24 protein-coding genes are annotated in these 25,935 nt (G+C 70.1%); 17 read left to right on the top strand and 7 right to left on the bottom strand.

Features of this window, described 5'->3' with window-relative positions; translation table 11 throughout:
• Positions 1-16 precede the first annotated feature (16 nt).
• Positions 17-526, top strand: coding sequence for a signal peptidase II (locus ACLJOK_RS06760; RefSeq protein WP_410816901.1), 510 nt, complete (start codon positions 17-19; stop codon positions 524-526).
• Here ACLJOK_RS06760 and ACLJOK_RS06765 read toward each other — a convergent pair.
• Genes ACLJOK_RS06765 through ACLJOK_RS06780 form a run of 4 tightly spaced genes read right to left on the bottom strand, consistent with a single transcriptional unit; the run spans position 515 to position 4,014 of the window.
• Positions 515-1,117, bottom strand: a complete 603-nt coding sequence (locus tag ACLJOK_RS06765) for a LutC/YkgG family protein (RefSeq protein ID WP_410816902.1) — start codon at positions 1,115-1,117, stop codon at positions 515-517. The two genes, ACLJOK_RS06760 and ACLJOK_RS06765, sit on opposite strands and share 12 nt — an antisense overlap.
• A complete protein-coding gene (locus tag ACLJOK_RS06770) occupies positions 1,114-2,559 on the bottom strand; it encodes a LutB/LldF family L-lactate oxidation iron-sulfur protein (RefSeq protein WP_410816903.1) in 1,446 nt (481 codons plus the stop codon). The genes ACLJOK_RS06765 and ACLJOK_RS06770 overlap by 4 nt, the downstream gene beginning before the upstream one ends.
• Positions 2,556-3,266 (bottom strand): (Fe-S)-binding protein, encoded by a 711-nt coding sequence (locus tag ACLJOK_RS06775; protein ID WP_410816905.1) that lies wholly within the window; start codon positions 3,264-3,266, stop codon positions 2,556-2,558. Before ACLJOK_RS06775 ends, ACLJOK_RS06770 begins: the two co-directional genes overlap by 4 nt.
• A gap of 28 nt (positions 3,267-3,294) precedes the next feature.
• Positions 3,295-4,014 (bottom strand): GntR family transcriptional regulator, encoded by a 720-nt coding sequence (locus tag ACLJOK_RS06780; RefSeq protein ID WP_410816907.1) that lies wholly within the window; start codon positions 4,012-4,014, stop codon positions 3,295-3,297.
• A 124-nt stretch (positions 4,015-4,138) separates the two neighbouring features.
• Between ACLJOK_RS06780 and ACLJOK_RS06785 the strand changes: the two genes are divergently transcribed.
• The 11 genes from ACLJOK_RS06785 (at position 4,139) to ACLJOK_RS06835 (ending at position 16,271) form a co-directional block, all read left to right on the top strand.
• A complete protein-coding gene (locus tag ACLJOK_RS06785; protein ID WP_410816908.1) occupies positions 4,139-5,188 on the top strand; it encodes a sugar ABC transporter substrate-binding protein in 1,050 nt (349 codons plus the stop codon).
• A complete protein-coding gene (locus tag ACLJOK_RS06790) occupies positions 5,188-6,276 on the top strand; it encodes a mandelate racemase/muconate lactonizing enzyme family protein (RefSeq protein WP_410816909.1) in 1,089 nt (362 codons plus the stop codon). Before ACLJOK_RS06785 ends, ACLJOK_RS06790 begins: the two co-directional genes overlap by 1 nt.
• A complete protein-coding gene (locus ACLJOK_RS06795; protein ID WP_410816910.1) occupies positions 6,273-7,346 on the top strand; it encodes an ABC transporter permease in 1,074 nt (357 codons plus the stop codon). Before ACLJOK_RS06790 ends, ACLJOK_RS06795 begins: the two co-directional genes overlap by 4 nt.
• Positions 7,347-7,351: 5 nt before the next feature.
• Positions 7,352-8,293, top strand: coding sequence for an ABC transporter permease (locus ACLJOK_RS06800; protein WP_410816911.1), 942 nt, complete (start codon positions 7,352-7,354; stop codon positions 8,291-8,293).
• Positions 8,290-9,822 (top strand): sugar ABC transporter ATP-binding protein, encoded by a 1,533-nt coding sequence (locus ACLJOK_RS06805; protein ID WP_410816913.1) that lies wholly within the window; start codon positions 8,290-8,292, stop codon positions 9,820-9,822. Before ACLJOK_RS06800 ends, ACLJOK_RS06805 begins: the two co-directional genes overlap by 4 nt.
• Positions 9,819-10,796 carry an aldo/keto reductase gene (locus tag ACLJOK_RS06810; protein ID WP_410816914.1) on the top strand — a complete coding sequence of 326 codons (978 nt, stop codon included), beginning with the start codon at positions 9,819-9,821 and terminating at the stop codon, positions 10,794-10,796. The genes ACLJOK_RS06805 and ACLJOK_RS06810 overlap by 4 nt, the downstream gene beginning before the upstream one ends.
• A 64-nt stretch (positions 10,797-10,860) precedes the next feature.
• The gene (locus tag ACLJOK_RS06815) at positions 10,861-11,700 is read left to right on the top strand and encodes a fumarylacetoacetate hydrolase family protein (protein WP_410816915.1); all 840 of its coding nucleotides are present in this window, start codon (positions 10,861-10,863) and stop codon (positions 11,698-11,700) included.
• Positions 11,700-13,004, top strand: coding sequence for an enolase C-terminal domain-like protein (locus ACLJOK_RS06820; protein WP_410816917.1), 1,305 nt, complete (start codon positions 11,700-11,702; stop codon positions 13,002-13,004). Before ACLJOK_RS06815 ends, ACLJOK_RS06820 begins: the two co-directional genes overlap by 1 nt.
• A 45-nt stretch (positions 13,005-13,049) precedes the next feature.
• Positions 13,050-13,838, top strand: coding sequence for an SDR family NAD(P)-dependent oxidoreductase (locus ACLJOK_RS06825; RefSeq protein ID WP_410816918.1), 789 nt, complete (start codon positions 13,050-13,052; stop codon positions 13,836-13,838).
• A gap of 12 nt (positions 13,839-13,850) precedes the next feature.
• Positions 13,851-14,762, top strand: coding sequence for a hypothetical protein (locus ACLJOK_RS06830; protein ID WP_410816919.1), 912 nt, complete (start codon positions 13,851-13,853; stop codon positions 14,760-14,762).
• A 177-nt stretch (positions 14,763-14,939) separates the two neighbouring features.
• Positions 14,940-16,271: a carbohydrate-binding domain-containing protein gene (locus tag ACLJOK_RS06835; RefSeq protein ID WP_410816920.1), complete on the top strand. Its 1,332-nt coding sequence runs from the start codon at positions 14,940-14,942 to the stop codon at positions 16,269-16,271.
• 41 nt (positions 16,272-16,312) lie between these two features.
• On the opposite strand, the gene ACLJOK_RS06840 is transcribed toward ACLJOK_RS06835, so the two are convergent.
• Positions 16,313-16,588 (bottom strand): DUF6959 family protein, encoded by a 276-nt coding sequence (locus ACLJOK_RS06840; RefSeq protein ID WP_410816922.1) that lies wholly within the window; start codon positions 16,586-16,588, stop codon positions 16,313-16,315.
• Between the two features lie 112 nt (positions 16,589-16,700).
• Here ACLJOK_RS06840 and ACLJOK_RS06845 point away from each other — a divergent pair, with 112 nt between their 5' ends.
• Together ACLJOK_RS06845 and ACLJOK_RS06850 are read left to right on the top strand one after the other, a co-directional pair.
• Positions 16,701-17,699 carry an RNA polymerase subunit sigma-70 gene (locus ACLJOK_RS06845; protein ID WP_410816924.1) on the top strand — a complete coding sequence of 333 codons (999 nt, stop codon included), beginning with the start codon at positions 16,701-16,703 and terminating at the stop codon, positions 17,697-17,699.
• 5 nt (positions 17,700-17,704) lie between these two features.
• The gene (locus ACLJOK_RS06850) at positions 17,705-18,445 is read left to right on the top strand and encodes a DUF6069 family protein (RefSeq protein ID WP_410816925.1); all 741 of its coding nucleotides are present in this window, start codon (positions 17,705-17,707) and stop codon (positions 18,443-18,445) included.
• Positions 18,446-18,521: 76 nt separating this feature from the next.
• On the opposite strand, the gene ACLJOK_RS06855 is transcribed toward ACLJOK_RS06850, so the two are convergent.
• A complete protein-coding gene (locus ACLJOK_RS06855; protein ID WP_410816926.1) occupies positions 18,522-21,779 on the bottom strand; it encodes a glycoside hydrolase family 97 catalytic domain-containing protein in 3,258 nt (1,085 codons plus the stop codon).
• Positions 21,780-21,877: 98 nt separating this feature from the next.
• Positions 21,878-22,666, bottom strand: coding sequence for a FadR/GntR family transcriptional regulator (locus ACLJOK_RS06860; protein WP_410816928.1), 789 nt, complete (start codon positions 22,664-22,666; stop codon positions 21,878-21,880).
• 135 nt (positions 22,667-22,801) lie between these two features.
• On the opposite strand from ACLJOK_RS06860, the gene ACLJOK_RS06865 reads away from it, so the two are divergent.
• From ACLJOK_RS06865 to ACLJOK_RS06875, 3 genes are all read left to right on the top strand, one after another.
• The gene (locus ACLJOK_RS06865) at positions 22,802-24,088 is read left to right on the top strand and encodes an ABC transporter substrate-binding protein (RefSeq protein WP_410816930.1); all 1,287 of its coding nucleotides are present in this window, start codon (positions 22,802-22,804) and stop codon (positions 24,086-24,088) included.
• A 75-nt stretch (positions 24,089-24,163) separates the two neighbouring features.
• Positions 24,164-25,117, top strand: a complete 954-nt coding sequence (locus ACLJOK_RS06870; RefSeq protein ID WP_410816932.1) for a carbohydrate ABC transporter permease — start codon at positions 24,164-24,166, stop codon at positions 25,115-25,117.
• Positions 25,114-25,929 carry a carbohydrate ABC transporter permease gene (locus tag ACLJOK_RS06875; protein WP_238683956.1) on the top strand — a complete coding sequence of 272 codons (816 nt, stop codon included), beginning with the start codon at positions 25,114-25,116 and terminating at the stop codon, positions 25,927-25,929. Before ACLJOK_RS06870 ends, ACLJOK_RS06875 begins: the two co-directional genes overlap by 4 nt.
• Positions 25,930-25,935: the final 6 nt, after the last annotated feature.

The following is a 25,935-nucleotide window of genomic DNA, read 5'->3' on the forward strand; positions in this document are numbered from 1 at the left end:
AGAGTAGGGTTCCGGGATGTTCCGCGCCGTCGTGTTGATCGCTGCTGTGGTGCTCGCCGCGGATCAGCTCACGAAGTACTGGGCCGAATCCGCGCTGTCCGGCGGGCAGACCATCACCGTTCTCGGTGACCTGCTGCAACTGCGACTCGTGTACAACCCGGGTGCTGCCTTCTCGATCGGCTCCGCGTACACCTGGATCTTCGCGGTGTTCGCGGCCGCAGCGGTCGTCGGGGTGACGGTCGTGGCGTGGCGGGTCACGTCACGCGCCTGGGCGGTGGCGTTGGGCCTGGTGCTCGGCGGCGCGGCGACGCACCTGCTGGACCGCCTCTTCCGCGAGCCGGGGTTCGCCCGGGGGCACGTGGTGGACTTCATCGACTACGCCGGGTTCTTCGTCGGCAACGTCGCCGACATCGCTCTGGTGGTCGGCGTGGGCATCGTCATGCTGCTCAACGTGCGCGGCGTTCCGCTGCATGCGACGGCGGGCGAGACCCGCAGCGACGAGCAGGTGTCGTCGTCAGGCTCCTGAGTCGATCAAGACGACCTCCAGCCGGCGCGGGCCGTGCACTCCCTCGACGCGGTTGAGCTCGATGTCGCTGGTCGCGGACGGGCCGGAGATCCAGGTCAGCGGGGCGCGCGGGTCCAGTCGGGTCAGCGCCTCCGGCAGCAGACCGACGACCTGGTCGGTGCGGACGACGCAGATGTGTCGGTCGGGCACCAGGGTGAGTGCGCGTCGCCCCTGCGCCGGGCCCGAGTCCAGGATGATGGTGCCGGTGTCGGCGACCACGACGGCGCAGCCGGTCAGCACCGCGTCCAGGTCGTCGAGCGCGGCCGGTGACAGCGGGGGCGCGTCGCGGTGCAGCTCTCCGGCGTAGCCGGCCAGCCAGTCGGCGGGCACGTCGGTGGGGACGGCGAGCCGGTCGACCTCGCTGAGCAGCCGGGGCAGGGCGTCGATGCCATGGTGGACGACCGCCTTGTAGTCCTCCAGGCGATCGACGACGGTGGCGATCAGGTCGGGGCGGTCGTCGACCCGGCGGTACCCGCGGGGCACCTCCACCGGCGGCGGGCTGTCGGCCAGGGCCGTCCGGAGCCGCGCCAGGATCTCGTCACGTGCGCTCACTGCTGTCCCCACCATTCCCGGAAGGTCTGCGGCGCGGGCAGCGGCAGGTCTCGCGACCGGGTCCACGCCGACGCGGGCCAGGGCAGTCGCCGCAGCGTGCGAGCGCCGGTGCGCCGCTCACGGTACGCCCCGAGCGGCCCCGCGCCGGCCCGGGCCAGGCGCAGGGCGGCGGCCCAGCGTCGGGGGCTGCGCATCACCCAGGACAGGACGCGCATGGTGGCCCGTTCGGCCGGCGGGTGCGGTGCCTGCTGGCGGAGATGGACCAGGATCTCCGGGATGTTGATCTTCACGGGGCACACGTCGTAGCAGGCGCCGCAGAGGGTCGACGCGTACGGCAGCGAGGCGTTGTCGGCCACGCCGGTCAGCTGCGGCGACAGGATCGCCCCGATCGGCCCCGGGTACACCGAGCCGTACGCGTGCCCGCCGGCCCGCTCGTACACCGGGCAGACGTTGAGGCACGCGGAGCAGCGGATGCAGGACAGCGCCGGCCGCCCGACCGGGTCGGCGAGCACCGCGGACCGACCATTGTCGACGAGCACGACGTGCACGTCCTGCGGGCCGTCGCCGGGGGTGACGCCGGTCCACATTGAGGTGTACGGGTTCATCCGCTCACCGGTCGAGGATCGCGGCAGCAGTTGCAGGAAGACCTCCAGGTCGGTGAAGGTCGGCAGCAGCTTCTCGACGCCGACGACGCTGATCAGCGTCTCGGGGAGGGTGAGGCACATGCGGCCGTTGCCCTCGGACTCCACCACCACGAGTGTGCCGGTGTCGGCGACGGCGAAGTTGGCGCCGGAGACCGCGACCCGGGCCGAGAGGAAACGCCGTCGCAGGTGGGCGCGGGCCGCCTCGGCCAGCGCGGCCGGTTCATCGCTCAGGTCGGCCGGCGCGTCGGCCATGCGACGCTGGAAGATCTCCCGGATCTGGGCCCGGTTGTAGTGGATGGCCGGCACCAGGATGTGCGAGGGGGTGTCGTCGCCGAGCTGCACGATCAGTTCCGCGAGGTCGGTCTCGTACGCGGCGATCCCGGCGGCCTCCAGCGCCTCGTTGAGCTCGATCTCCTGGGTCGCCATCGACTTGACCTTCACGACCTCGTCGGCCCCGGTAGCCTGGGTCAACGCGACCACGATCCGGCACGCCTCGGCCGCGTCGCGGGCCCAGTGCACTGTGGCGCCGGCAGCGGTGGCGGATGCCTCGAACTGCTCCAGCAGCTCTGGCAAGCGACGTTGGACGTCCGCCTTGATCGCCGCGCCGGCGTCCCGCAGGGCCTCCCAGTCGGGTACCTCGTCGACGACCCGGGCTCGTTTGGCGCGGATGGTGCGGGTGGCCCGGTGCAGGTTGGCCCGCAGTTGCGTGTCGGCGACGGCCGGCTTGGCGGCGGTGGGAAACGGCAGCGGCGTGCGGATCCGCCCGCTCCCGGTGGCGGGTGCGACCGGTCGGCTCATGAGGTGGCTCCCGTCTCGGCGAGAATCTCGGCGTAGTGCACGGACCGTACGCCCGAGCGGTGGCGGTCCAGGCCGCCGCCGATGTGCGCCAGGCAGGAGTTGTCGGCCGCGGCGAGCACCCGCGCGCCGGTCTCGCGGACCCGGGCGCACTTGTCGGTGAGCATCGCTGTGGAGACGTCCGGGTTCTTCAGGGCGAACGTGCCGCCGAAACCACAGCACTCCTCGGCGTCGACCAGCTCGACCAGCTCGATCCCGCGCACCTGGCGCAGCAGTGTCAGCGGCCGGTCACCGAGGCGCAGCATGCGCAGGCCGTGGCAGGTGGGGTGGTAGGTGACAATCTCGGAGAACTCGGCGCCGACGTCGGTGACGCCGAGGACGTCGACGAGCAGCTCGGACAGCTCGTACGTGCGGGCGGCCACCGAGGTGGCGGGCGGGTGCAGGCGCGGGTACTGGTCGCGGATCATCGCCGTGCACGACCCGGACGGCGCGACGATGGCGTCGTAGGAGTCGAAGACGTCGACGTAGTTGCGCACCATCGGCATGGCCTCGGCCCGGTAACCCGTGTTCGCGTGCATCTGCCCGCAACAGGTCTGGTCGGCGGGAAAGTCGACGGTGTGGCCGAGTCGCCGCAGGATGCGGGTGACAGCGATGCCGGTGGCCGGGAACGCGAGGTCGTTGACGCAGGTGATGAAGAGGGCGATCCGCATGGCGGCTCCTCGGATCTGTGGGGGTGGGTCACGCCGAGTCGCGCGGTGTTCCGGGGGTGGGGAGCTGGTCGAAGGCGGGCAGGTGGCGCTCCCGGGCGGCGCTGAGGTGGGCGCGCATCGCCTCGGTGGCGGCTGCCGCGTCACCGGCGACGATGGCGGCGGCGATGCGCTGGTGCTCGGTGTTGGTGTCCGGCGCGCCGGCGACCGGGAAGTACAGCCGGTGCAGGTGCAGGTGTGAGTGCAGCCGCGTGATGGTGTCCCGCAGCAGGGGGCTGCCGGAGACCTCGGCGATCAGGTCGTGGAACTTCGCGTCCAGCGCGGTGAAGGCGGCGTGTCGGCGATAGCCGTCGCCGGCCTCCACGTCGATGCTCGCCGCCGCCTCGACGCTGATCCGTTGGCGGGCTTCGGCGGAGGCGTGCGTGGCGGCCCGTCCGGCGGTGGCGCCCTCCAGCAGTTGGCGGACGTCGAACAGGTCGTCGAACTCGGCGCGGCTCAGCAGCGGCGTGGTGGTGTAGCCGGAGAGCGGGCGTTTACGGACCAGGCCGTCGGCCTCCAGCCGGGCGAGGGCCTCGCGAACCGGGGTGGGGGAGACATCCAGCTCCCTGGCGAGCGCGTCGATGTTGACCCGTTCGCCGGGCGGAAGGATGTGGTCCATGACCAGCGTCTTTATCGACTCGTAGACGTCCTCGGTGAGGGTGAGTCGACGGGCGGGACGGAGTCGACCCTCGCGAGGTTCCTGCTGGGCCATCTCGTCTCCTCAGCAACCCCTTGACTGTGCCGGTGTGAGCGAGTACACACTAGCAAAGCAACATCCTATAGGAAATAGGTTCCCCCGCCACCGTCTCGCCACCACCACCCCCGAGGAGACGAACATGTCGCGCAGAATGCTGTCCCGAATCGGCTCCGGCCTCACCGTCGTGGCCCTCGCCACGACCACTGTGGCCTGCACGAAGAAGAGCGACAACACCGACGCCGAAGCCGGTGGCCGGGAACCGGCGCAGGTAAAGGTCGCGCTCGTGCCCGGCGGCTCGCACCCGTACTTCCAGCCCTGGAAGGACGCCGGGGCGAAGGCCAAGACCGAGCTCGCGCTCGGCGACGTCACCTTCAACGAGACCGCCGGCTGGGACCAGACCAAGCAGAACGACGTGCTCAAGTCCCTCGCCGCGCAGGGTTACAACGCCTTCGGCGTCTTCGGCGTCTCGCCGGACAACATCAACTCCACCTTCGAGGACCTCAAGCGGCAGGGCTTCCCCGTCGGCTCGCTGGCCTCCTGCCCGGCCGGGGCCAACAAGGCCGACTTCTGCCTCTCCACCGACGTGGAGGTCGCCGCGTACAAGGGCGCCAAGGCCGCCATCGACGCGATCGGGGGTCAGGGCAACCTGGTGCACCTGACCGGAAACAAGGTCGACTCCAACACCCAGCGCCGGATCGCGGGGGTGGAGAAGGCGGTCGCCGAGACCGGTGGCAAGGTGACCCTGATCCAGAGCGTCACCGACATCGACAAGGACCTACAGAGCGCGCAGCGGGCCGTGGCCGACCTCCTCGCCGCGAAGGGCCGCCAGATCCAGGCGATCGTGAACACCGCCTACAACCCGGCGGTCGCCTCGGCCGAGGGCGTCCGCCAGTCGAAGCTGCCCATCAAGGTCGTCGCCATCGACGACGACCCGACGGTCCTCGACGGGCTGCGCGGCGGCTCGGTGGCCGCCACCATCCTGCAGAACCCGGTCGGTCAGGCCCAGGTCGGCTCGTACGCCCTGATGAAGCTCAGCGGCGGCTGCACCATGGCCGAAGCCGGAGTGACCGTCGACTCGGGCTCGTTCGTGGTGACCACTGACAACCTGGACGGCTACGAGGCCGACCGGACCGCCACCACCGAGGCACTGCGGAAGAAGTTCGACGGCGACCTGCTCAAGTGCAGCTGATGTCGACAATCACCAAGGCCGAGGCGTACCTCGTCGACATTCCCGTCGAGACCGTCCGCACCGACGCGGTACAGGCGTTCCTCAAGCAGGAGACGCTCTTCGTCGAGGTGCGCACGGCCGACGGCGGGCACGGCACGGGGTACGCGTACACGATCGGGACCGGCGGCACCGCGGTGCTCGCGCTGCTGCGCGACTACCTGCTGCCGCACCTCGTCGGCCGCGACGCCGCCCGGGTGGAGGCGGTCTGGCGTGACCTGCACGCCGCCACCCGCGCCACAGCTGTCGGGGCCATCACCTCGTTGGCGCTCGCCGCGATCGACACCGCGCTGTGGGACCTGCGGGCCCGCGCCGCCGGCCTGCCGCTGTGGGTCCTCGCCGGAGGCGCCAAGGACCGCATCCCGCTCTACGACACCGAGGGTGGCTGGCTGCACCTCACCGAGGACGAGCTGGTCGCCGGCGCGAAGGCGTCCCAGGCGGCCGGCTGGCCCGGCGTCAAGCTGAAGGTCGGCAAGCCCAACCCGGCCGAGGACGCCGCCCGCATCGGCGCGGTCCGGGCGGCCCTCGGCGACCACGTCGACGTGATGGTCGACGCCAACCAGTCGCTGACCGCCGCCGAGGCGATCCGCCGGGCCCGGCTGCTCGAACCGCACCAGCTCGCCTGGTTCGAGGAGCCGCTGCCCGCCGACGACATCGCCGGGCACGAGCTGCTGGCCCGCGCGACAAGCATCCCGGTCGCGGTGGGGGAGTCGATGTACTCGATCGGCCAGTTCGCCGAGTACCTCCGCCGGCAGGCAGCCGGCGTCGTCCAGGTCGACGTCGCACGCATCGGCGGCATCACCCCGTGGCTCAAGGTCGCGCACCTGGCCGAGGCCTGCAACGTGGTGGTCTGCCCGCACTTCCTGATGGAACTGCACGTGAGCCTCTGCGCGGCCGTGCCGAACAGCCGCTACGTCGAGCACATCCCGCAACTGCGCGCGATCACCCGGACCGAGATCGCGATCGTCGACGGCCACGCGCTCGCCCCCGGCGAGCCGGGCCTCGGCATCGACTGGGACCGCGACGCGATCGAGGACAGGAGGGTGGCGTGAAGACGGAAACAGCGCCGGAGGCGCCGGCGGTTCCTCCGGCCGCGGACCCCAGGCCGCCGGCCAGGGCCCTGCCGGTCTGGGCGAACCCCCGGCTCGGCCTGCTCATCGTCATCGCCGCGCTGGTCGTCCTCTTCTCGTCGCTCACCCCCGCGTTCCTCGACCCCCGCCTCACCCTGGCACCGCTACAGGCCGACATCAGCGTGTACGTGGTGGTCGGTCTCGCCCAGCTCGCCGTGCTCTCGCTCGGGCACATGAACATGGCAGTGGGCCGGATGGCCGCGCTGTCCACCTTCGCGATGGGCCTGGCCTACGACCGGCTCGGCGTCCCGCTGCTGGTCGGGCTGCTCGTGGGTCTCGCCGTCGGGGCGGGCATCGGCGCGCTCGCCGGCCTGCTCATCGCCAAGACCGGCGTGAACTCCTTCGTGGTCACCCTCGCGCTCGACTTCGGGCTGCTGGGTCTCGTCACGATCCTCTACACCTGGGCGACCGGCGGGGTGTCGTTCGCGGTGCAACCGAGTGGGCTGTCCGCCCTGCGCTTCGACACCTTCGCCGACTACTGCATGGGCGAGGTCTGCGGCCCCCGAATCCCTCTGGTAGTGCCGATCGCGGTCGCCGCGGCGCTCGGTGTCGGCCTGCTGTTCCGGCACGCCCGGCTGGGCCGGGAGATCCTTATGACCGGCTCCAACACTGTCGCCGCCGAGCTGTCCGGCATCCCCACCCGTCGCCGGGTCGTCGCCGCGCACGCGTTGAGCGGGCTGCTCGCCGCACTGGCCGGGTTCCTGCTCGCCGCCAACAACGGCGCCTTCTCCGCCAACATCGGTGAGTCGTTCCTGCTGCCGTCGTTCCTGGCCCCGGTGCTCGGTGGGACGCTGCTCGCCGGTGGTGCGGTCAGCGTCCTCGGCACCGCGCTCGGCGCGACCCTCACCCAGGTCATCTACAAGGGCCTCAACCTGCTCCAGTTCTCCCTGGAGGAGCTGAAGCTCTACATCGGACTCGTGTTGCTCGCGGCGCTGTCGCTGGACCGGCTACGGGCTGTGCTCGCCGAGCGAAGGGCGGTGTCGCCATCATGAGGAGCGTGATCCGGACCAACGAGTTCACCCTCGCGGTGATCGCGGCGCTCGGGTTCGCGGCGCTAGCGGTCGCCACCGACTTCAACCTGCTCACCGCCGGCACCCTGGACGCCTTCCTGCGCTTCCTCGCCCTGCCGATCGTGATCGGCCTGGCCCAGATGGTGGTGCTCGCCGTCGGTCAGATGAACCTCTCGGTGGGCGTGCTCACCGGGTTCTGCGCTGTGGCCTCCGGCTGGCTGATGATCGACGCCGGGCTGCCCGCCCCGGTCGCGGTGCTCGCCGCGCTGGCCCTGGGCGCCGTCGTCGGGCTGGTCAACGGCCTGTTGGTGATCTTCACCCGGATCAACGGGTTCATCGTCACCCTCGCCACCATGACGATCCTCGAGGGGCTGCGGTACGGGGTGAACGGCACCGGCACCTACCAGGGCTACTCGCCCGGCCTGCGCGAGTTCGGCCAGGCGTCAGTGGCCGGCGTACCAGTGGTCTTCCTGCTGGCGGTCGCGATCGCCGCCGGGGTGGCCCTCTTCTTCCGGCGCACAGTGCCCGGACGGCACCTGCTCGCCTCCGGCGGCAACCCGTTCGCCGCCCGGCTGTCGGGCATCTCCAACGACCGGGCGCTGGTGCTGGCCCACACCCTGTCGGGGCTGCTGGCCGGCTTCGCCGCGGTGATCGTGGTGGCCGCCTTCGGCTCGGTGAACGCCTCGATCGGCGACGACCTGCTGCTGCCCAGCTTCGCCGCGCCGATTATCGGCGGGGTGGCCCTGGCCGGCGGCATGGTCAGCGTGACCGGCACGGTGCTCGCCGCCTTCCTGGTACGGCTGGTCGACGTGAGCCAGTCGCAGTTCGACATCAACCGACGGTGGGTGGACCTCATCATCGGCGCTGTCGTCCTCGGCGCGGTGCTGCTCGGTCAGTTCCGCGACAAGCTCTCCGGAGGTCCACGATGAGCGTCGTGCTGTCCGCGGAGAAACTGGTCAAGACCTTCCCCGGGGTACGCGCCCTGGACGAGGCGACGCTGAGCCTGACCGCCGGCAGCGTGCACGCTCTGCTCGGCGAGAACGGCGCCGGCAAGAGCACCCTGATCAAGATCCTGACCGGGGTGTACCGGCCGGACGGTGGGCTCCTGCGGCTGCCCGGGCCGGACGGCGAGCTGCGCACAGTGCAGCTCGGCAACCCGCAGGACGCCCAGCGGGCCGGCATCGGTGTCGTGCACCAGGAGCGGAACCTGATCCCGGCGTTCAGCGTCGCCGAGAACATCTGCCTGCAACACCTGCCCCGCCGCGCCGGCCTGCTCGACCGGGCGGCGCTGCGTACCGAGGCCCGCCGTTGCCTCGACCTGCTCGACCTCGACCTGGACCCCGACCTGCCGGTGTCGCGGCTGTCGGTGGCCCAACTGCAACTGGTGGAGATCGCCAAGGCGCTGTCGGCGGACTCGACGGTGCTGCTGCTCGACGAACCGACAGCGTCGCTGACGAACGACGAGGCCGACCGGCTCTACGGCATCGTGCGTCGGCTGTCCGAGCGGGGTCACGCCACAGTGCTGGTCAGCCACAAACTGGAGGAGGTCTTCGCGGTCGCCGACACTGTGACAGTGCTGCGCGACGGGCGCAGCGTCGCCGAGGCGGAACCCCTCGCCGACCACAGTCGCGAGGAGATCGTCGACCTGATGGTCGGCCGGGCGTACCAGCAGGTGCACCTCGCCGCCCGGACCGTCGCGGCGGACGTCGAACCGGCGCTGGCCCTCGACCACGTCGCCACCACCGCCGGCCACCACGACGTCAGCCTCGCCGTCCGCCCCGGCGAGATCGTCGGCCTGTACGGGCTGGTCGGCGCGGGCCGCAGTGAGCTGGCCAAGGCGCTGCTCGGCCTCGACCGGATCACCGCCGGTGAGGTGCGGGTGCACGGGCGTCCGGCCCGGATCCGGGACGTGGGCGACGCGCTGCACCGGTACCGGATCGGCTACGTCACCGAGAACCGCAAGGAGGAGGGCCTCTTCCTCGACCAGACCGTCGCCCGCAACACGGCGGTGACGGTGTGGCGCAAGCTGGCCCGGCTCGGGCTGGTCCGGGCCCGGGCGGAGCGGTCCCTGGTCGACGAGTACGCCGAACGGCTGGGCATCCGACTCGCCTCGCCCGACCAGCACGCCGGTCAGCTCTCCGGCGGCAACCAGCAGAAGGTCAGCCTGGCCAAGTGGCTGGCGGCCGACTGCGACGTGCTCATCATCGACGAGCCCACCGTCGGCATCGACGTGCGCACCAAGGCGGCCTTCCACGAGTTGATCGCCGGGCTGGCCGCGCGGGGAATGGCGATCCTGCTGATCTCGTCGGATCTGCCGGAGATGGTCACCCTCGCCGACCGGATCGCTGTGATGCGGGAGTTCGCCATTGTTGGTGAACTGGACAACGATCACGACTACGACCGGATGAGTCAGTCGGTGATCCGGTTCATCCATGACGGGCAGGGGGTCGTCGCGTGAAGGCCACCGAACTGGTGACCCTGGGGCGTACCGACGTGGTGGTGACCCGGCTCGGGCTGGGGCTCGCCCCGATCGGTGGGATGTTCGACGCCGTCGGCGACGACGTCGCCCACGCCACCGTCGAGGCGGCCTGGGATCTCGGGCTCCGATACTTCGACACCGCCCCGCTCTACGGCTGCGGCCTCTCTGAGCGGCGCGCCGGGGCGGTCCTCGTCGGCAAGCCGCGCGACGCGTTCACCCTCTCCACCAAAGTGGGTCGGCTGCTTGTCCCCGATGGTGGTGACCGGCAGGAGTTCTGGGCCGAGCCGACCAACCTCGCGCCGCAGTTCGACTTCTCCGCCGCCGGGGTACGCAGGTCCCACGCGGAGAGCCTGGTCCGGTTGGGGCTGGACCGGATCGACATCGCGTACATCCACGACCCGGACGACCACCTCGCCGCGGCGGTCGCCGGTGCGTACCCGGCGTTGGCGCAGCTGCGGGAGGCCGGCGAGATCGGCGCGGTCAGCGCCGGAATGAACCAGGCCCCGGCGCTGGTCGAGCTGGCCCACGCCGGCGACTTCGACTGCTTCATGCTCGCCGGCCGGTACACGCTGCTCGACCAGTCCGGCCTCGACGAGCTGCTGCCGCTGTGCCAGGCGAAGGGGATCGCGATCATCGCCGCCGGGGTCTACAACTCGGGCCTGCTGGCCGACCCGACACCGGGCGCCCACTACGACTACGCCCCGGCCGACCAGGGGCTGCTCGACCGGGCCACAGCGATCCGGTCGGTGTGCGAGCGGCACGGTGTACCGCTGCGGGCCGCGGCGATCCAGTTTCCGCTCGGGCACCCGGCGGTCGCGAGCGTGGTGGTCGGCGCCCGGGACCCGGAGCAGATCGCCGACAACGTGGCGATGTTCGAGTGGGACGTGCCCGGCGCGCTGTGGGCCGACCTCAAGGCCGACGGGCTGCTGCCGAGCGAGGTGCCGACGCCGTGATCATCGACGCGAGCAGCCGTCGGGCTTGCACCGCAATTCGTACCTATGCACTGGAGGTTGGTTCGTGAGATTCATGCGCGTCGGGCCCGTGGGGCGGGAACGTCCCGTGCTGTACGTCGATGGGCGGCATTTCGACCTCTCGTCGCTCACCACCGACATCGACGGCGAGTTCCTCGCCGGCGACGGCGTCCGGCGGGTCCGCGAGGCCACCGACCTGCCCGAGATCGACGTGACCGGTCAGCGGGTCGGCGCGCCGATCGCCCGGCCCGGGGTGGTGCTCTGCGTGGGGCAGAACTACGCCGCGCACGCCGCCGAGTCGGGCGCCGCGCCACCGACCGACCCGATCATCTTCTACAAGGCGCCCAACACCGTCGTCGGCCCGCACGACGAGGTCCTGATCCCGCGCGGATCGGCGAAGACCGACTGGGAGGTGGAGCTGGCGGTGGTGATCGGTCGACCGGCCCGCTACCTCGCCTCACCGGCCGACGCCCTCGGGCACATCGCCGGCTACGTGTTGTCCAACGACGTCTCCGAGCGGGACTTCCAGCTCGCGGTCTCCGGCGGCCAGTGGTCGAAGGGCAAGTCCTGCGAGACGTTCCAACCGCTCGGCCCGTGGCTGGTCACCGCCGACGAGATCGCCGACCCGCAGGCGCTGCGGTTGCGTTCCTGGGTCAACGGCGAGCCCCGCCAGGACTCGAGCACCAAGGACATGATCTTCGACGTGGCGTATCTGGTCTGGCACCTGTCCCAGTACACCGTCCTGGACCCGGGCGACGTCATCAACACCGGCACCCCGCAGGGGGTGGCGCTCTCCGGCCGGTTCCCGTACCTGGCCGTCGGCGACGTGATGGAGGTCGAGATCGACGGCCTCGGCCGGCAGCGCAACACGCTCCGGGACGCCTGATGGCGGTGATCACCTCGGTCGACACGTACGACGTCCGGTTCCCGACCTCACGGGACCTCGACGGCTCCGACGCGATGAACCCCGACCCCGACTACTCGGCCGCGTACCTGGTGCTGAGCACCGACGACGGCCCGGACGGGCACGGATTCACCTTCACCATCGGGCGGGGAAACGACGTCTGCCGGGCGGCCATCGACGCGCTGGTGCCGTACGTGGTCGGCCTCGACCCGGACACCGTGGACCTCGGCGCGTTCGCCCGCTCGCTCACCCAGGACTCGCAGCTGCGCTGGCTCGGCCCGGAGAAGGGCGTGATGCACCTGGCCGCCGCAGCGGTGATCAACGCGATGTGGGACCTGGTCGCCAAGAGAGCGGGCAAGCCGGTCTGGCGCTACCTGGCCGACCTCAGCCCCGAGCAGATCGTCGACCTGGTCGACTGGCGCTACCTCACCGACGCCCTCACCCCCGACGAGGCGCTGGAGATCCTGCGTGCCGCCGAGCCGAGCCGGGCCGACCGGATCGCCCGGCTGACCGAGCGGGGCTACCCCGCGTACACCACGTCACCCGGCTGGCTCGGCTACCCCGACGACAAGGTGGTCCGGCTGGCCCGGCAGGCCGTGGCCGACGGGTTCACCCAGATCAAGTTGAAGGTGGGCCAGGACGCGGCCGACGACGTGCGCCGCCTGAAGATCGCCCGCGAGGCGGTCGGCCCGCAGATCCGGATCGCGCTCGACGCCAACCAGCGCTGGGACGTCGCCGAGGCGGTCGACCGGATGCGGGAGCTGGCGCCGTACGACCCGTGGTGGATCGAGGAGCCGACCAGCCCCGACGACGTACTCGCCCACGCGGCGATCCGGTCCGCCCTGGCCACCTGCGCACCCGACGGCGGGCCGATCCGGGTCGCCACCGGCGAGCACGTCGCGAACCGGGTCGTGTTCAAACAGCTGCTCCAGGCCGACGCCGTCGACGTCGTGCAGATCGACGCCTGCCGGGTGGGGGGCGTGAACGAGAACGTCGCCATCCTGCTGCTGGCCATGAAGTACGGGGTGCCGGTCTGCCCGCACGCCGGGGGAGTGGGCCTGTGCGAGCTGGTGCAGCACCTGTCGATGTTCGACTTCGTGGCCGTGTCCGGCTCGATGCGCGACCGGGTCGTCGAGTACGTCGACCACCTGCACGAGCACTTCCTCGATCCGGTGGTGATCAAGGACGGGCACTACGTGGCGCCCAGCGCTCCCGGGTTCTCCGCCGCGATGCGTCCGGAGAGCCTCGCCACGTACGCGTACCCCGACGGGCCGGCATGGGTCTGACGGCGGTGCGTCACCTCAGCGGACCACTCGGAAGGGGAGAGCAGCATGCGGTGTGACGGTCTCGTGGCGGTGGTGACCGGAGGTGGATCGGGGATCGGCCTTGCCTGTGTGCGGGCGTTCGCCGCCGCCGGTGCTCGGGTGGGTGTCCTGGACCTGGAGCTGTCCGGGCTGCCCGAGGACCCCGGCGTACTCGGCGTCCGGGCGGACGTGGCCGACCGGTCCTCCCTCAACGCGGCCGTCGCCTCGGTCGCGGAGGCGTTCGGCGGCATCGACATCCTGGTGAACAACGCCGGCATCTCGGCCGTCGGCACCGTGGAGGACGACGACGACGAGCAGTGGAGCCGGGTACTCGACGTCAACGTCTCCGGCGTGGCCCGAACCAGCGCCGTCGCCCTGCCGTACCTGCGCCGGTCGTCGTCTGCGGCGATCGTCAACATCTCCTCGATCGCGGCGACCGTCGGCCTGCCCCGACGCGCCCTGTACTCGGCGTCGAAGGGCGCCGTGCACGCCCTCACCCTCGCCATGGCCGCCGACCTGGTGACGGAGGGCGTCCGGGTCAACTGCGTCGCTCCCGGCACCGTCGACACGCCCTGGGTGGCCCGCCTGCTCGCCGGCGCGGCCGACCCGACGGCCGAGAAGCGGCAGTTGGCGTCCCGGCAGCCGACCGGCCGCCTGGTGACCGCTGACGAGGTGGCCGCCGCCGTCGTCTACCTCGCGTCGCCCGCGACCGCGTCGGTGACCGGTTCGTCGCTGCCGGTGGACGGTGGCATGTCCGGCCTGCGCCTACCGGCCCCGGTCCCGCCCGCGGCCGGTACTGCCGAACCGGGCGCGTGACATGATTGCGCCATGGGGAAACAGCAGGACGTCGGCGAGGCCGACAGTCACAGCGGGTCCGGCACCACCGCCCACCGTCCGATCGGTGGCAGCGCTGACGCTCGGCTCGCGCTCGCTCAGGACCCCACAACGCCACAAATGACCCTTATCGACCTGGCCTCCGACCCGTCGGTCCCGGTCCGCAAGGCGGTCGCCGCTCGGGCCGACGCACCCGCGCAGGCCCTTCGACCGCTCACCCGCGACCATGATCGTCAGGTCCGGGAGGCAGTGGCGAGGAACCCCTCCACCTCGACCGCCAACCTCATGCGCCTCGTGAAGGACGCCGACCGGTGGGTCCGCTGGGCGGTCGCCGGCAACCCGGCCTGTGACGAGTCGATCCGCCAGGTCATGTCGGAGACCTCGGACAAGGAGCTTCGCGGTCTGCTCGCGGAGAGTCGTGTGCTGGAGCCGGAGCTGGCCGCCAAGCTGATCGACGACGTGTCACCCGAGGTACGGGAACGGCTCGCCACGCACACCCACGACCCCGACGTGATCAACGCCCTGCTGGCCGATCGCACCGCACGCGTACGCAAGGGGGTTGCCCGCAACCCGCGGACCACCGCCGAGCAGCGCAGCGCGCTCGCCGCGGACCCGGTGGTCGACGTCCGTGCCGCGCTGGTGCGGTCCGTCGAGCTGGACGAGGCGGATCTGGCCCTCCTGGTCGACGACCGCGCGGTGCAGGTCCGACTGGCGATGGCGACGTCCGAGTTCGTTCCGCCGCACATCCGGCAGGCGCTCGCCCGCGATGCCGACGAGATGGTGGCCAGCGCGGCACGGGACTACCGCCCCGGCGCCGGCAACGCCTCCGCCGTGCGGGCACCCCGCATCGCGCACCGGCCCTCCGCCGCCGGCGCGAATCGATCGGGTGGCGGCACCAACCGGTAGGACCGCGCCGCGTCCCGGGCCGTGCAGAACGGAACGTACAGCTCGGGTACTCAGGATGGTCTCGAAGCATTCACATGCGTCGTCCCGATCCTCTCTACGCTGCGAATGCCCAGCTTGTGGGCAGATGTCGGCAAGGGAGGATCAGCAGTGTGCATCAGGAGATCCAGGTCCAGGTTCGTGGCGACGGCCGCGGCGCTGATGGTCGCCATGGCTGGCGGAACACTCACCGGGGGTACGGCGAGCGCCGCCGAGCCCTCCCAGTTCACAGTCGTGGACGGGGCGATCCGTACGGCGACCGGCACCCCAGTGCCCCCCTCCGGCACACACGCCTCGCTCTGGGGCAACTCCAGCTACGCCACCACCAGCATCAGCGGCTCCGGGCGTGTGCTGATCGGAGCCATCGGGGACAACTGCCAGGGCTGGCCGACCGTCCGGGTGACGGTCGACGGTGTCGCCGTCGGCCAGACCACCATCGTCAGCGCGACCAGCTACGGCACGTACCCGGTCGGCGCGGCGGTCGGCGGCGGGCAGCACACCGTGCGGATCCAGCTCATCAACGACTTCCGGGCCGACCCCTGCGACCGCAACGTCCACATCGCGTACGCGCGGATGGAAACCGCGAGCGCCACCGACACGAAGTTCAGCTTCGCCGTCCTGCCGGACACCCAGCAGGAGGTGCTCAACAGCTCGGACACCCGGTTCCGTAACCGCACCAACTGGCTGGTGCAGAACCGCTCCGCGCTCGACCTGCGCTACGTGACGCACTCTGGTGACGTGGTCAACTGGGACACCCCCGACCACTCCCAGTACGTCATCGCCCGCGACGCGATGCGTCCGATCGAGACCGCTGGCCTTCCATACTCGCTGGCGATCGGCAACCACGACACCCAGGCGACCGGCGAGGGTGGTTCCGCCCGGGACCCCGCCCACACCCGGGAACTCGTCCGCGACACCACAGTTTTCAACAGGTACTTCACCGCCGGCCAGTACGGCGCGGTGAAGGGCCAGTTCGAGACCGGCAAGGTGGACAACTCGTACTCCACCTTCGAGGCCGGCGGGGTCCAGTGGATGGTGCTCACACTGGAACTCTGGCCCCGGGTCGAGGCCGTGAACTGGGCCAGGAGCGTCGTCGCCGCTCACCCCCGGCACAACGTCATCGTCGTCACCCACGACTACATCGACGGCAGCGGCAACATCGAGCAGAGCGCCTCGTACGGCGCGACCAGCCCGCAGTACCTCTTCGACAACCTGATCAAGCAGTACGCCAACATCCGGTTCGTCTTCTCCGGTCACACGGGCATCGCCGCCAACCGGATCGACACCGGAGTCAACGGCAACAAGATCTACACGTTCCTCCAGACGTTCCACTCCAACACCACAAACCCGGTACGCCTGGTCGAGGTCGACACCGCCGCCAACTCGCTGCGGACCTGGATCTACGCCCCGTACAACAACCAGTCGTTCACCGAGTACGACAGGTCCTTCACCGGGCTCGGCGTGGTCCGCTGACGCTGAGTCATCACGCTCGTCGGGGCGTGGTGGCTGTCGGATCAGTACGGCCGTCGGATCCCTCGCTCCGAAAGCGTGGCTTCGTAGAAGCTGAGCAAGCCCTCCACCTCTCGGACGGCGTGGTCCAAGTCGTCGAGAGCGCCGCGGTGGTGGTGGTCGCGGTCCTGACGCAGTAGGCGGGCCGCGTCCGCCAGCTGCGTCAACAGGGCAGCGAACGTGTCGCCCTGCACGTGGATACCGGGAAACGCCCTGCCTGGCAGCTGCACGACGGCACAGTTCGTACCACGGGACAGCACCTGCGCCTGCTCCTCGCTCATCTGAGCATGATCCCAGCACCACTCAACAACTCGAGCAGGCCCGAGTGATGAGTTGTCGCGTCCGCGCCCGTCATACCTAGGACAGGACATGACGAGGCGGAAGGATGACGTGATGAGTGCGGACACGCGGCTGGAGGAGCTGGGCGTGAGCGGTCTGGGCGAGGTCGACGAGCCGGCGTTCTCGGGGCTGGCGCAGCGGCACCGGCGGGAACTGCACGTGCACTGCTATCGGATGCTCGGGTCGTTCGAGGACGCCGAGGACACCGTGCAGGAGACGTTCCTGCGTGCCTGGCGGCGGCGGGAGACGTTCGAGGGACGGTCGACGTTCCGGGCCTGGCTGTACCGGATCGCCACCAACGCCTGCCTGGACCTGCTCGCCAAGCGCCGTCCGGAGCCGGCGACCGGCGGCGAGGTGCTGTGGTTGCAGCCCTACCCGGACCGGCTGCTCGACGAGCTGCCGGCGGGCGACGCGGACGAGCCGGAGACCGTCGCCGTCGCGCGGGAGACGATCGAGCTGGCGTACCTGGTCGCGGTCCAGCACCTCGCGCCGCGTCCGCGGGCCGTGCTGATCCTGCGGGACGTGCTCGGCTGGCCGGCGAAGGACGTCGCGGAGCTGCTCGGAGACTCGGTCAACTCGGTCAACAGTGCCCTCCAGCGGGCGCGCGCCGGCATGCGGGAACACCTGCCCGCCGAGCGGCAGGACTGGACCGGCGGCGAGGAGGACGCGGGGACGCGCGAGCTGGTGCGCCGCTTCACCGACGCCAGCGTGGCCACGAACGTCGACGTGCTCGCCGCCATGCTGCGGGACGACGTCCGCTGCTCGATGCCGCCCACGCCGGGCCTGTACGTCGGCCGCGACGCGGTGGTGAACAACTGGGTCGAGGATGGCTTCGATGGCATGACCGGCCTGCGCGCGGTCCCCACCTCGGTGAACCGCCAACCCGCTGTCGCCTTCTACCACTGGCGGAAGCAGGAGGGCGCCTACCTGCCGCTGACGATCGACGTCCTGCGGATCACCGGCGGCGCGATCACCGAGATCATCACCTTCCACGACGACCAGTTCCCGCGACTCGGGCTGCCGGAGCGCCTGCCGGCGGACGGCACGGAGTAGTCCCGGTGCGGACGCTCACGCTACCCGGTGGCGCGCGTGCCGCGGTGGTCGCGGCGGAGTGGCACGACGCGTTCGGCGTCGTCACCAGTGGGCGGGTGCAGCTGGAGCTGCGTGACGGCGAGCCCGGGCCGGTCCTCGGGCGCGACGCCGGGTTCTGGCTGCGCGGCACCGGCGTCCGCGCGCTGCGCAACCCCGGCCGTCGCACGGCGAAGGTGCGTGTCTTCACGCCCGGTGCCGTCACACGCCAGTCGACACATCCTGTACGCCAGCTCCCAGACGACGGAGACGACATGAACAGCACACAGGACACCGAGATCGTGGCCGGCCCGGCGTCGGGCCGACCCAGCCGCACCCACCGACTGCGCAGGCTCGCCGGCACCGGCTTGATCGCCACGCTCGCGGCGATGGTGACAACCGCACTCGCCGCCGCTTTGGCCCGGGCCGCCGGAGTCGACTTCGAGATCCCCGATGGTGGCGAGACGATTCCGGTGTCCGGGATCGCAGTGGTGACCGGCTTCTTCTCGGTCGTGGGCGTCGTCATCGCCGTGGCTCTGCTCCGGTGGAATGCCCGGCCTGCCGACCGGTTCGTGTGGACGGCAGTGGCGCTGACCGCGCTCTCGCTGGTCCCGCCCCTCATCTCCGGGGCGAACGCGGCCACCATCACCGCCCTCCTCGGGCTGCACCTCGTCGCCGCGGCCGTGATGATCCCCGTCCTGGCACGGAGCCTCCGCACCCGGACCGACTGACGACACTTCGGGCTGGCGGTTGCGCCCACCGAAACGACAGGAGGGCCGGCCCGACGGGCCGGCCCTCCTGAGCAAATTACGACAGGGTGACGACACCCAGGTCTGGTTCGAGGGTGATGGCGTCGACGTTGACGTTGCCGTTGTCGGTCGGACCGAACACGAGGTCGACCGAGTCGCCCCGGGCGATCGGGAGCTTGACGGTCTGCTCCGACCAGGTCGGCCAGGTCGGAAGGCTCGGCATCCGGACCTGCACCGATGCCGTTCCGCTGCGCAGGGTCATCGTCTGGGTGACGCCCATGGCGTTGCCGTACCGCAGCCGGACCAGGTAGTCACCGTCGCCGGAGACCGGGGCAGGGAACCGTACCCCGCTGTTCTGGGTCTTGAGGCAGGCCACGAAGCCGCTGCCGGTGTAACCAGCGTGGTTGGTTCGCAGGCAGGCCTCACCGAGCAGTTGCGCGGCCTCCGCCTGGAGGGTGCTCGGCCCGGCGGTGAGCGCGGCCGTGGAGGCGAGCAGCGTCGCCGCCACCTCCGGGGTGATCTGCCCGGCCGGAGCGGCGGTCACGAGGGCACCGAACCGGTCGAGAGCGTTCCGCATCGAGGCGGTGTCGTTCGCCGAGGCGGACCGGGTCGCGGTGGCGATCTCGCCCAGCAGCCGCCTGGACAGCGCGGGGTCGATGCTTCGCAGGTCCGCGGCCAGTCGAACGTTCCTGGCGATGGAGAGCATCCCGCGCGGAGGCCCAAGTCGAACACTGAGCAGATCGTCGATCGCGGTGCGCGCCGTCAGTGTCACCTCCGTCAGCGGCTGACGATAGAGATCCAGGCGCAGGTTCTGCAGCGCGCGCAGTCGCCCGGTCACGTCGCCGCTGCTCAGGTCGGCCTCGGCCTGGGCCACCCGCTGCTGCAACGTGTTGAGCGCTGCCGGAGTCACGTCGCCGCACCTGTGCAGCTGTTGGAGGAGCCGCTGCATGGAACGGGTCTGCGGCACCCGGACCTGCTTGCCGTGCTCGCCGGTCGGCGTGCCGACGGCAACCTTGAAGTCCTGGTCGGGGACCTGGGTCGCCGGCAGAGTCAGCTCGACTGTGGTGCTCGCACCTCCGGCGACGCGAACGGTCCGGGTGTCGCCGACAGCGCGACCGTCCACGAACAGCTGAGCGGGGAGGGCCGCCACGGTGCTTCCGGTGTTGGTGAGTGGCGCGGTCACGGTCAGCCGTTGGGTGGTCTCGTCCAACGTCGCCTCGGCGGCACCGACCTTCGCACGCGGAGCGGCGTACCAGTCGATGTCGCGCAGGTCCTCGTCGGAGGCGGGTCGGATCCGAACGGCCTGGCCACCGCCGGCGACCAGCGACATGCCGAGCTCCGTCGACTGTCGCACGAGGACCTTGCGGATCTCGACGAGCAGAGGGTTGCCGCGCCAGGTCGTCTCGGCGGCGTCGGCGTAGATCTCCGCCACGTACGAGCCGCGGGACAGGAACGACAGCGGCATCGCGAGGGTCCGGTCGTTCTCGTCGGTGATGGCACCGACGTACCAGGTGTCGCCGTGCCGTCGGGCCGTCGTGGTGTAGTCGCCGATGACGCTGTCGAGCACCCGGCTCTCGTCCCAGGTGGTGGGCAGATCCTTCAGGTACGCGAAGCCGGGGTGCGCGGCGTAGTTCTCCGGGGTGTCCGCGAGCATCTGCAGCGGGCTGTAGAAGATCGTGGAGAGTGCCAGCTGGGCGGTGGAGGTGGTCTGGACGCGGGTGCCGAGCTTGGCCGGGTCCCAGGTCACGTTCAGCACGCCGGGGGTGTAGTCGGCCGGGCCGCCCATGAATCGGGTGAACGGCAGGATGGTGGCCTGCGCCGGTGGGTTGCCGTTCGCGCCCTTGTAGTTCTGCTGCTCCATGCCGGCGACGCCTTCGCCGCTCATCATGTTGGGGTAGGTGCGGGCCAGCCCGGTCGGCTTGATCGACTCGTGGGCGTTGATCGTGATGTGGTGCCGGGCCGCGGCGTCGATCACCCGCTGGTAGTGGCGGACCGCCTCCTGGTCGAAGTGGCTGCGGTTGACCCCGCCCAGCAGGAACTTGGTGGCGTAACCGGTCTTGATCGCGTGGATGCCGAGCGCCTCGTACCGGGAGAAGATCTCCTCAAGGTGCTGGTCGTAGTAGTCCACATCGCCGCGGGTCTCGTTGTGCGCGATGTACCCGACGCCGTTCTGCTTGGCGTAGTCGAGCACGGCGGGCAGGTCGAAGTCGGGCTGCGGGGTGAGGAAGTCCTGGTTCGCCCAGTTGCCACCGGCGTTCGTGTTCCAGCCCTCGGCCAGCACGAACTTGGCGCCGGCCTGCTTGGCCAGGTCGATGTACTGCTTGAGGCGAGCCGTGGTGGCGCCGTGGGTCGGGCCGTACGTCCAGGTTGTTTGCCGGCGCTGTAGCTCCCACCACACGCCGACGTAGCTGGCCGGATTGATCCACGACATGTCGTCGGCGCAGATCGCGCACGCGTCGTTGAGGTTTTCGATGAGGTGGGACTCGGCCAGGTCGCCGGGTCGTTCGCCGATGGTCAGGGTGCGCCACGGGGTGGAGAAGTCCCCGCGCAGCTTCGCCTTCGTGCCGTCGGGCAGGCTGATCAGGTCGCTGGAGAACCGTCCCGGCTGACCCGGCACCGCCTTCAGCGTCATGCTCGGGTAGTCGGTGAGATCCGCCTCGTGCACCACCAGGTACGTCTTCCCGGACGCCACGGTGATGGGGGTCTGCGCCGTCGGCACCGTCGACAGGGGCTGGTCGCGGTAGTGCTGCTCGTCGGCGTTCCAGTCCTTGCCGGCGGCGATGGACCAGCTTCGCGCCGCCGGGTCCAGTGTGAACTCGGTGCGCTCGGCGGTCACCGTGTAGTCGTCAAGCCCTGGCTGGGCCGGGATGTGGTAGCGGATGCCGACGCCGTCGTCGAAGACCCGTACGACGACGTCCAGGCGGAAGCCAGTGCCCGCCTGCACGGCGTGGAGCGTGAGTTCACGAGCGTGGTTGCGGACGGTGCCGTCAGTGCCCCAGAGCGGCTGCCACGTCTCGTCGATGGTGCGGCGTTGCACGGAGACGACGCTCATCGCCTCGGTGAGGCTGGGGCGTCCGGCGAGGTCGAGGCCGAGACCGGAGGCGCCGACGACAGTCTTCCCACGGTTGGTCACGCTGTACGCGAGCCGTCCACCGTCATCGCTGACGGCGACGCCCAACGTCCCGTTGGGAGAGCGGACGGTCTGCCCGCCGTTCAGCGCGGCGACCACCGGCTCGGCGGCGCGCGCAGGTGCCCCGAGCAGCCCTGATGAGATCGCGAGCGCCGCTGTCACCAGCAGGCCCAGTCTCCGTATCAAGCCTCGACCAGCTTTGTGCACGTCTGTCCCCATCCATGCCCGCGGCCGTGATCCGGCCGCACACCTGGGGACCCTAGATCCGAATGGTCGTGCTCCGGTCATCGGGTCGCCGTCGGACCGCCATCCGCGCTTCGGGCGGGCGGGCCGGTCTGCTCCCACAGCGACTTCATCTCGTCGAAGGCCTGCTCCATCAGCTGCACCATGGCCTGCCGGGCACGCTCACCGTCGCGCCGCTGGATCGCCTGGGCGACGTCGGCGTGCATCTGGAGGGCCTGCTCATGCGGGTGGTGCGGCATGAGGTGGTGCTTGTGCCGGCCGGTGAGCACCTCCGCGACCAGCTCCTGGAGCCGGACGAACATCTCGTTTCCGGAGGCGAGCAGGACGCGCCGGTGAAACTCGATGTCGAGGTGCAGGAAGCGCTCCTCGTCGCCGGCCTCGCCGGCCGCCCACATCTTCGCCGCCAGCCCGACGAGGTCGCTCGCCTCGTCGCGACCGATCCGGCTGGCGGCCAGGAAGGCCGCGTGCGGCTCGACGGCGGTGCGCAGCTCGGTGATCGAGCGGAGCTGGGCCATCCGGCCGGCCGAGGCGAGACGCCAGCGGATCACCTGCGGGTCGAAGACGTTCCAGGCGGTCGCCGGTCGGATCATCACACCTACCCGTCGGCGCGCCTCGATGAATCCGATCGAGGCCAGCACCCGCAGCACCTCGCGGACGACCGAGCGGGACACCGCGTACCGGTCGACAAGCTCGTCGATGTTGAGGACCGATCCGGGCGCCAGCTCTCCGCCGCAGATGGCGGTGCCGAGGTTTTCGAGGACGCGCGCGTGCAGCCCGGACTCGGCGGGGAGGGCCGGTGCGGCGGCAACCTCTGGTGAGGACGGTTCCACTCAAAGATCATATCATTTGCATCTACCTCTTGAGGTAATCAGCTTTTTCGGCCTAGCATCCGTTTGTTAAGCGGATGTAACACCGAGGTAGCGGCTCCCTCGGGGGTGGCGGCCACGACAGAAGGAGAGACAAGCGTGCGACGTCGATCGATAATCGGCACTTCTCTGGCTGTGGTCGCCGCCATGGGCCTGACCGCGTGCGGCGGCGACGGCGGCGGCGAGGGCTCGAAGACAGTCCGCGTGACACTGGTCAACCACGTGTGGACCGAGAACATCAAGAAGGTCCTGCCGGAGTTCGAGAAGCAGTCCGGCCTGACGGTGGAGGTCACCCAGCTCGGTGAGGACCAGCTCTCCGACCAGTACAACGTCAAGCTGAACGCCGGGTCCGACGACCTCGACGTGATGATGTACCGGCCCCTGCAGGAGGGGAAGCTGTTCGGCAAGAACAAGTATCTCGCCGACCTCAGCGAGAAGGTCAAGTCCGACAGTGCCTTCGAGTTCGGTGACTTCCAGGCCGGGCCGGTGCAGGCGACGACCTATGAGGACAAGGTCGTCGGGCTGCCGATCATCACCGAGCAGGAGGTCCTCTACTACCGCAAGGACCTGCTGACGAAGTCCGGTTTCACAGCGCCGCCCAAGACCCTCGACGAGCTCAAGGCGCAGGCCGCGAAGATCGAGGCCGACAACCCGGGCGTCGCCGGCTTCGTCGCCCGTACCGGCAAGGCCGCCGCCGTCACGCAGTTCTCCAGCTTCCTCTTCAGCTTCGGTGGCGACTTCGTGGACGCCAGCGGAAAGGCCACTGTCAACACCGAGCAGGCCAAGCAGGCGTACGCCTACTACGGCGGGCTGCTCAGGGACCACGGCCCGGAGAACATCAGCACCGACATGAGCTGGTCCGAGGCGATGGCGATCTTCACGCAGGGCAAGGCCGCCTTCTACACCGAGGCCAACTCGCTCTACAAGAACGCCACCGACCCGACCAAGTCCAAGGTCGTCGACTCCGTCGGCTTCGCCGCCTTCCCGGCCGGCCCGGCCGGGTCGAAGCCGTACAACATCCCGTCCTGGGCGCTCGGCGTGAACGACAGCTCGGAGAACAAGGACAACGCCTGGAAGTTCATCCAGTGGGCCGCCGGCAAGGAGCAGGCGCTGGCGCAGCAGACGGCAGGCGTGCCCGGTGCCCGCGCCTCGGTCTGGGCGAACCCGGCGGGGACCGCCTCCTACCCGAAGGACCTTGCCGAGGCCAACACGGTCAGCACCGCCAACGGGGTCGGGCACGACCGTCCGCTGGTGGTCAAGGTGGCCCAGGCGCGGGAGATCGTCGGCCAACCGATCGTCGACACGATCACCGGCAAGGACGCCGCCAGCTCGGCGGACACGGCGAACGCGGCGTTCCAGAAGTTCCTCGACGACGAGGCGAAGTAACCCACGCGCTGGGCGGCGGGGCCGACCGGCTCCGCCGCCTCGCCGGGACCTGACCCCTCCAACCCGGAGATCTCAATGTCAGCCGTTCTCACCCCCCGTACCGATTCGCCCGAGGCCCCCGCGGCGCCCCTGGACACGACGTCGGCCTTGTCGCGTTGGGCCAACGAACACCGCAAGTGGCTCTTCGCGGCACCCGCCATGGCGTTCGTCGCCGTGCTGATCATCTTTCCGGTGGCGTGGACCGGGTACCTGAGCCTGACCGACGCCGAGGGTTCGGTACGCGCCGAGTCCGAGTTCATCGGCTTCCAGAACTACCTCGACGTGCTCACCGACACCGACCGGTTCTGGCCGGCGGTCTGGCGTACGGTCCTCTTCACCGGCGTCGTGCTGTTCTTCGAGGTCGTCCTCGGCATGGCGATCGCCCTGCTGCTGTGGCGGCCCTTCCGCGGTGAGAAGTGGGTCCGCGTCGCGATCCTCCTGCCGCTGGTGGCCACCCCGGTGGCGGTCGGCATGATGTGGCGGCTGATCTTCGACCCCAACATCGGGATGGCGAACCAACTGCTCGGCTGGATCGGCGTCGGCCCCCAGCCCTGGCTGGCCGGGCAGCACTCGGCCCTGCCGACGACGATGTTCATCGACATCTGGCAGTGGACCCCGATGGTCGTGCTGATCCTGCTCGCCGGGCTCACCTCGCTCTCCGACGAGCCCCAGGAGGCGGCCCGGATCGACGGCGCCAGCAGCTGGCAGCGGTTCCGGCACGTGACCCTCCCGCTGCTGATGCCCACGGTGATCGTCGCCATCCTGCTGCGCGGCATCGACGCGTTGAAGACGTTCGACATCCTCTACGCCACAAAGGGGCGCGGCGGCGGGTCCTTCCACGAGGTCGAGACCCTCAACGTGTACGCGTACGGCCTCAGCTTCGACTACAACGACTACGGCGTCTCGTCGACAGTCCTCATCATCTTCTTTTTGATCATCATCGGGGTGATGTGGGCCCTCACCTATCGCAAGAAGGGGCTGGGCCGATGAAGCCGAGCAAGCCGTACCGGGTGTTCCGCAACTCGGCTCTGGTCGTCGTGGTGTTCGCGCTGATGGCGCCGCTGCTCTGGATGATCGCCGCGTCGTTCAAGACCAACGTGGACATCTACGACACCGCCAAGGCGTTCGTCTTCTCGCCCAGCCTGAAGAATTACGAGACGGTTCTCCAGCAGGCCAACTATCTCGAGTTCATCGGCAACAGCCTCTGGGTGGCGTTCGCGGCCACCACGCTCTCGCTCCTGCTCGGGGTGCCCGCCGCGTACTCGATGAGCCGGTTCAGCATGAAGAAGTCAGCGCTCGTCGTGCTCATGGCCCGGGTGATCCCCGGCGTCTCGCTCCTGGTGCCCTGGTACTACGTCTTCTCGAACCTGAAGATGGTCGGCGGCTTCACAGTGCTGATCCTGAGTCACATGTTCGTGTCGCTGCCGCTGATCGTCTACATCATGATGGGTTACTTCGACGGCCTGCCGACCGAGTTGGAAGAGGCCGCGCTGGTCGACGGGCTGACCCACATCGGCGCGTTCCGGCGGATCACCCTGCCGCTGTCGGTGCCCGGCGTCGCGACCGCCGGCATCCTCTCCTTCATCTTCTCCTGGAACAACTTCATGTTCGCCCTGGTGCTCTCCGGCTCCGACACCAAGACGCTCCCCGTCGCGATCTTCGACTTCGTCGGTTACGCCAGCATCGACTGGGGCGGCCTGATGGCAGCGGCGACAGTGGTCACCCTGCCGATCATGCTGATCGCCCTGTTCGTGCAGAAGTACGTCGTCTCCGGCCTCACCGCCGGTGCCACGAAGGGCTGACCGGGC

It is taken from the genome of Micromonospora sp. 050-3 (genome assembly GCF_046549335.1).
GTDB lineage: Bacteria > Actinomycetota > Actinomycetes > Mycobacteriales > Micromonosporaceae > Micromonospora > Micromonospora trifolii.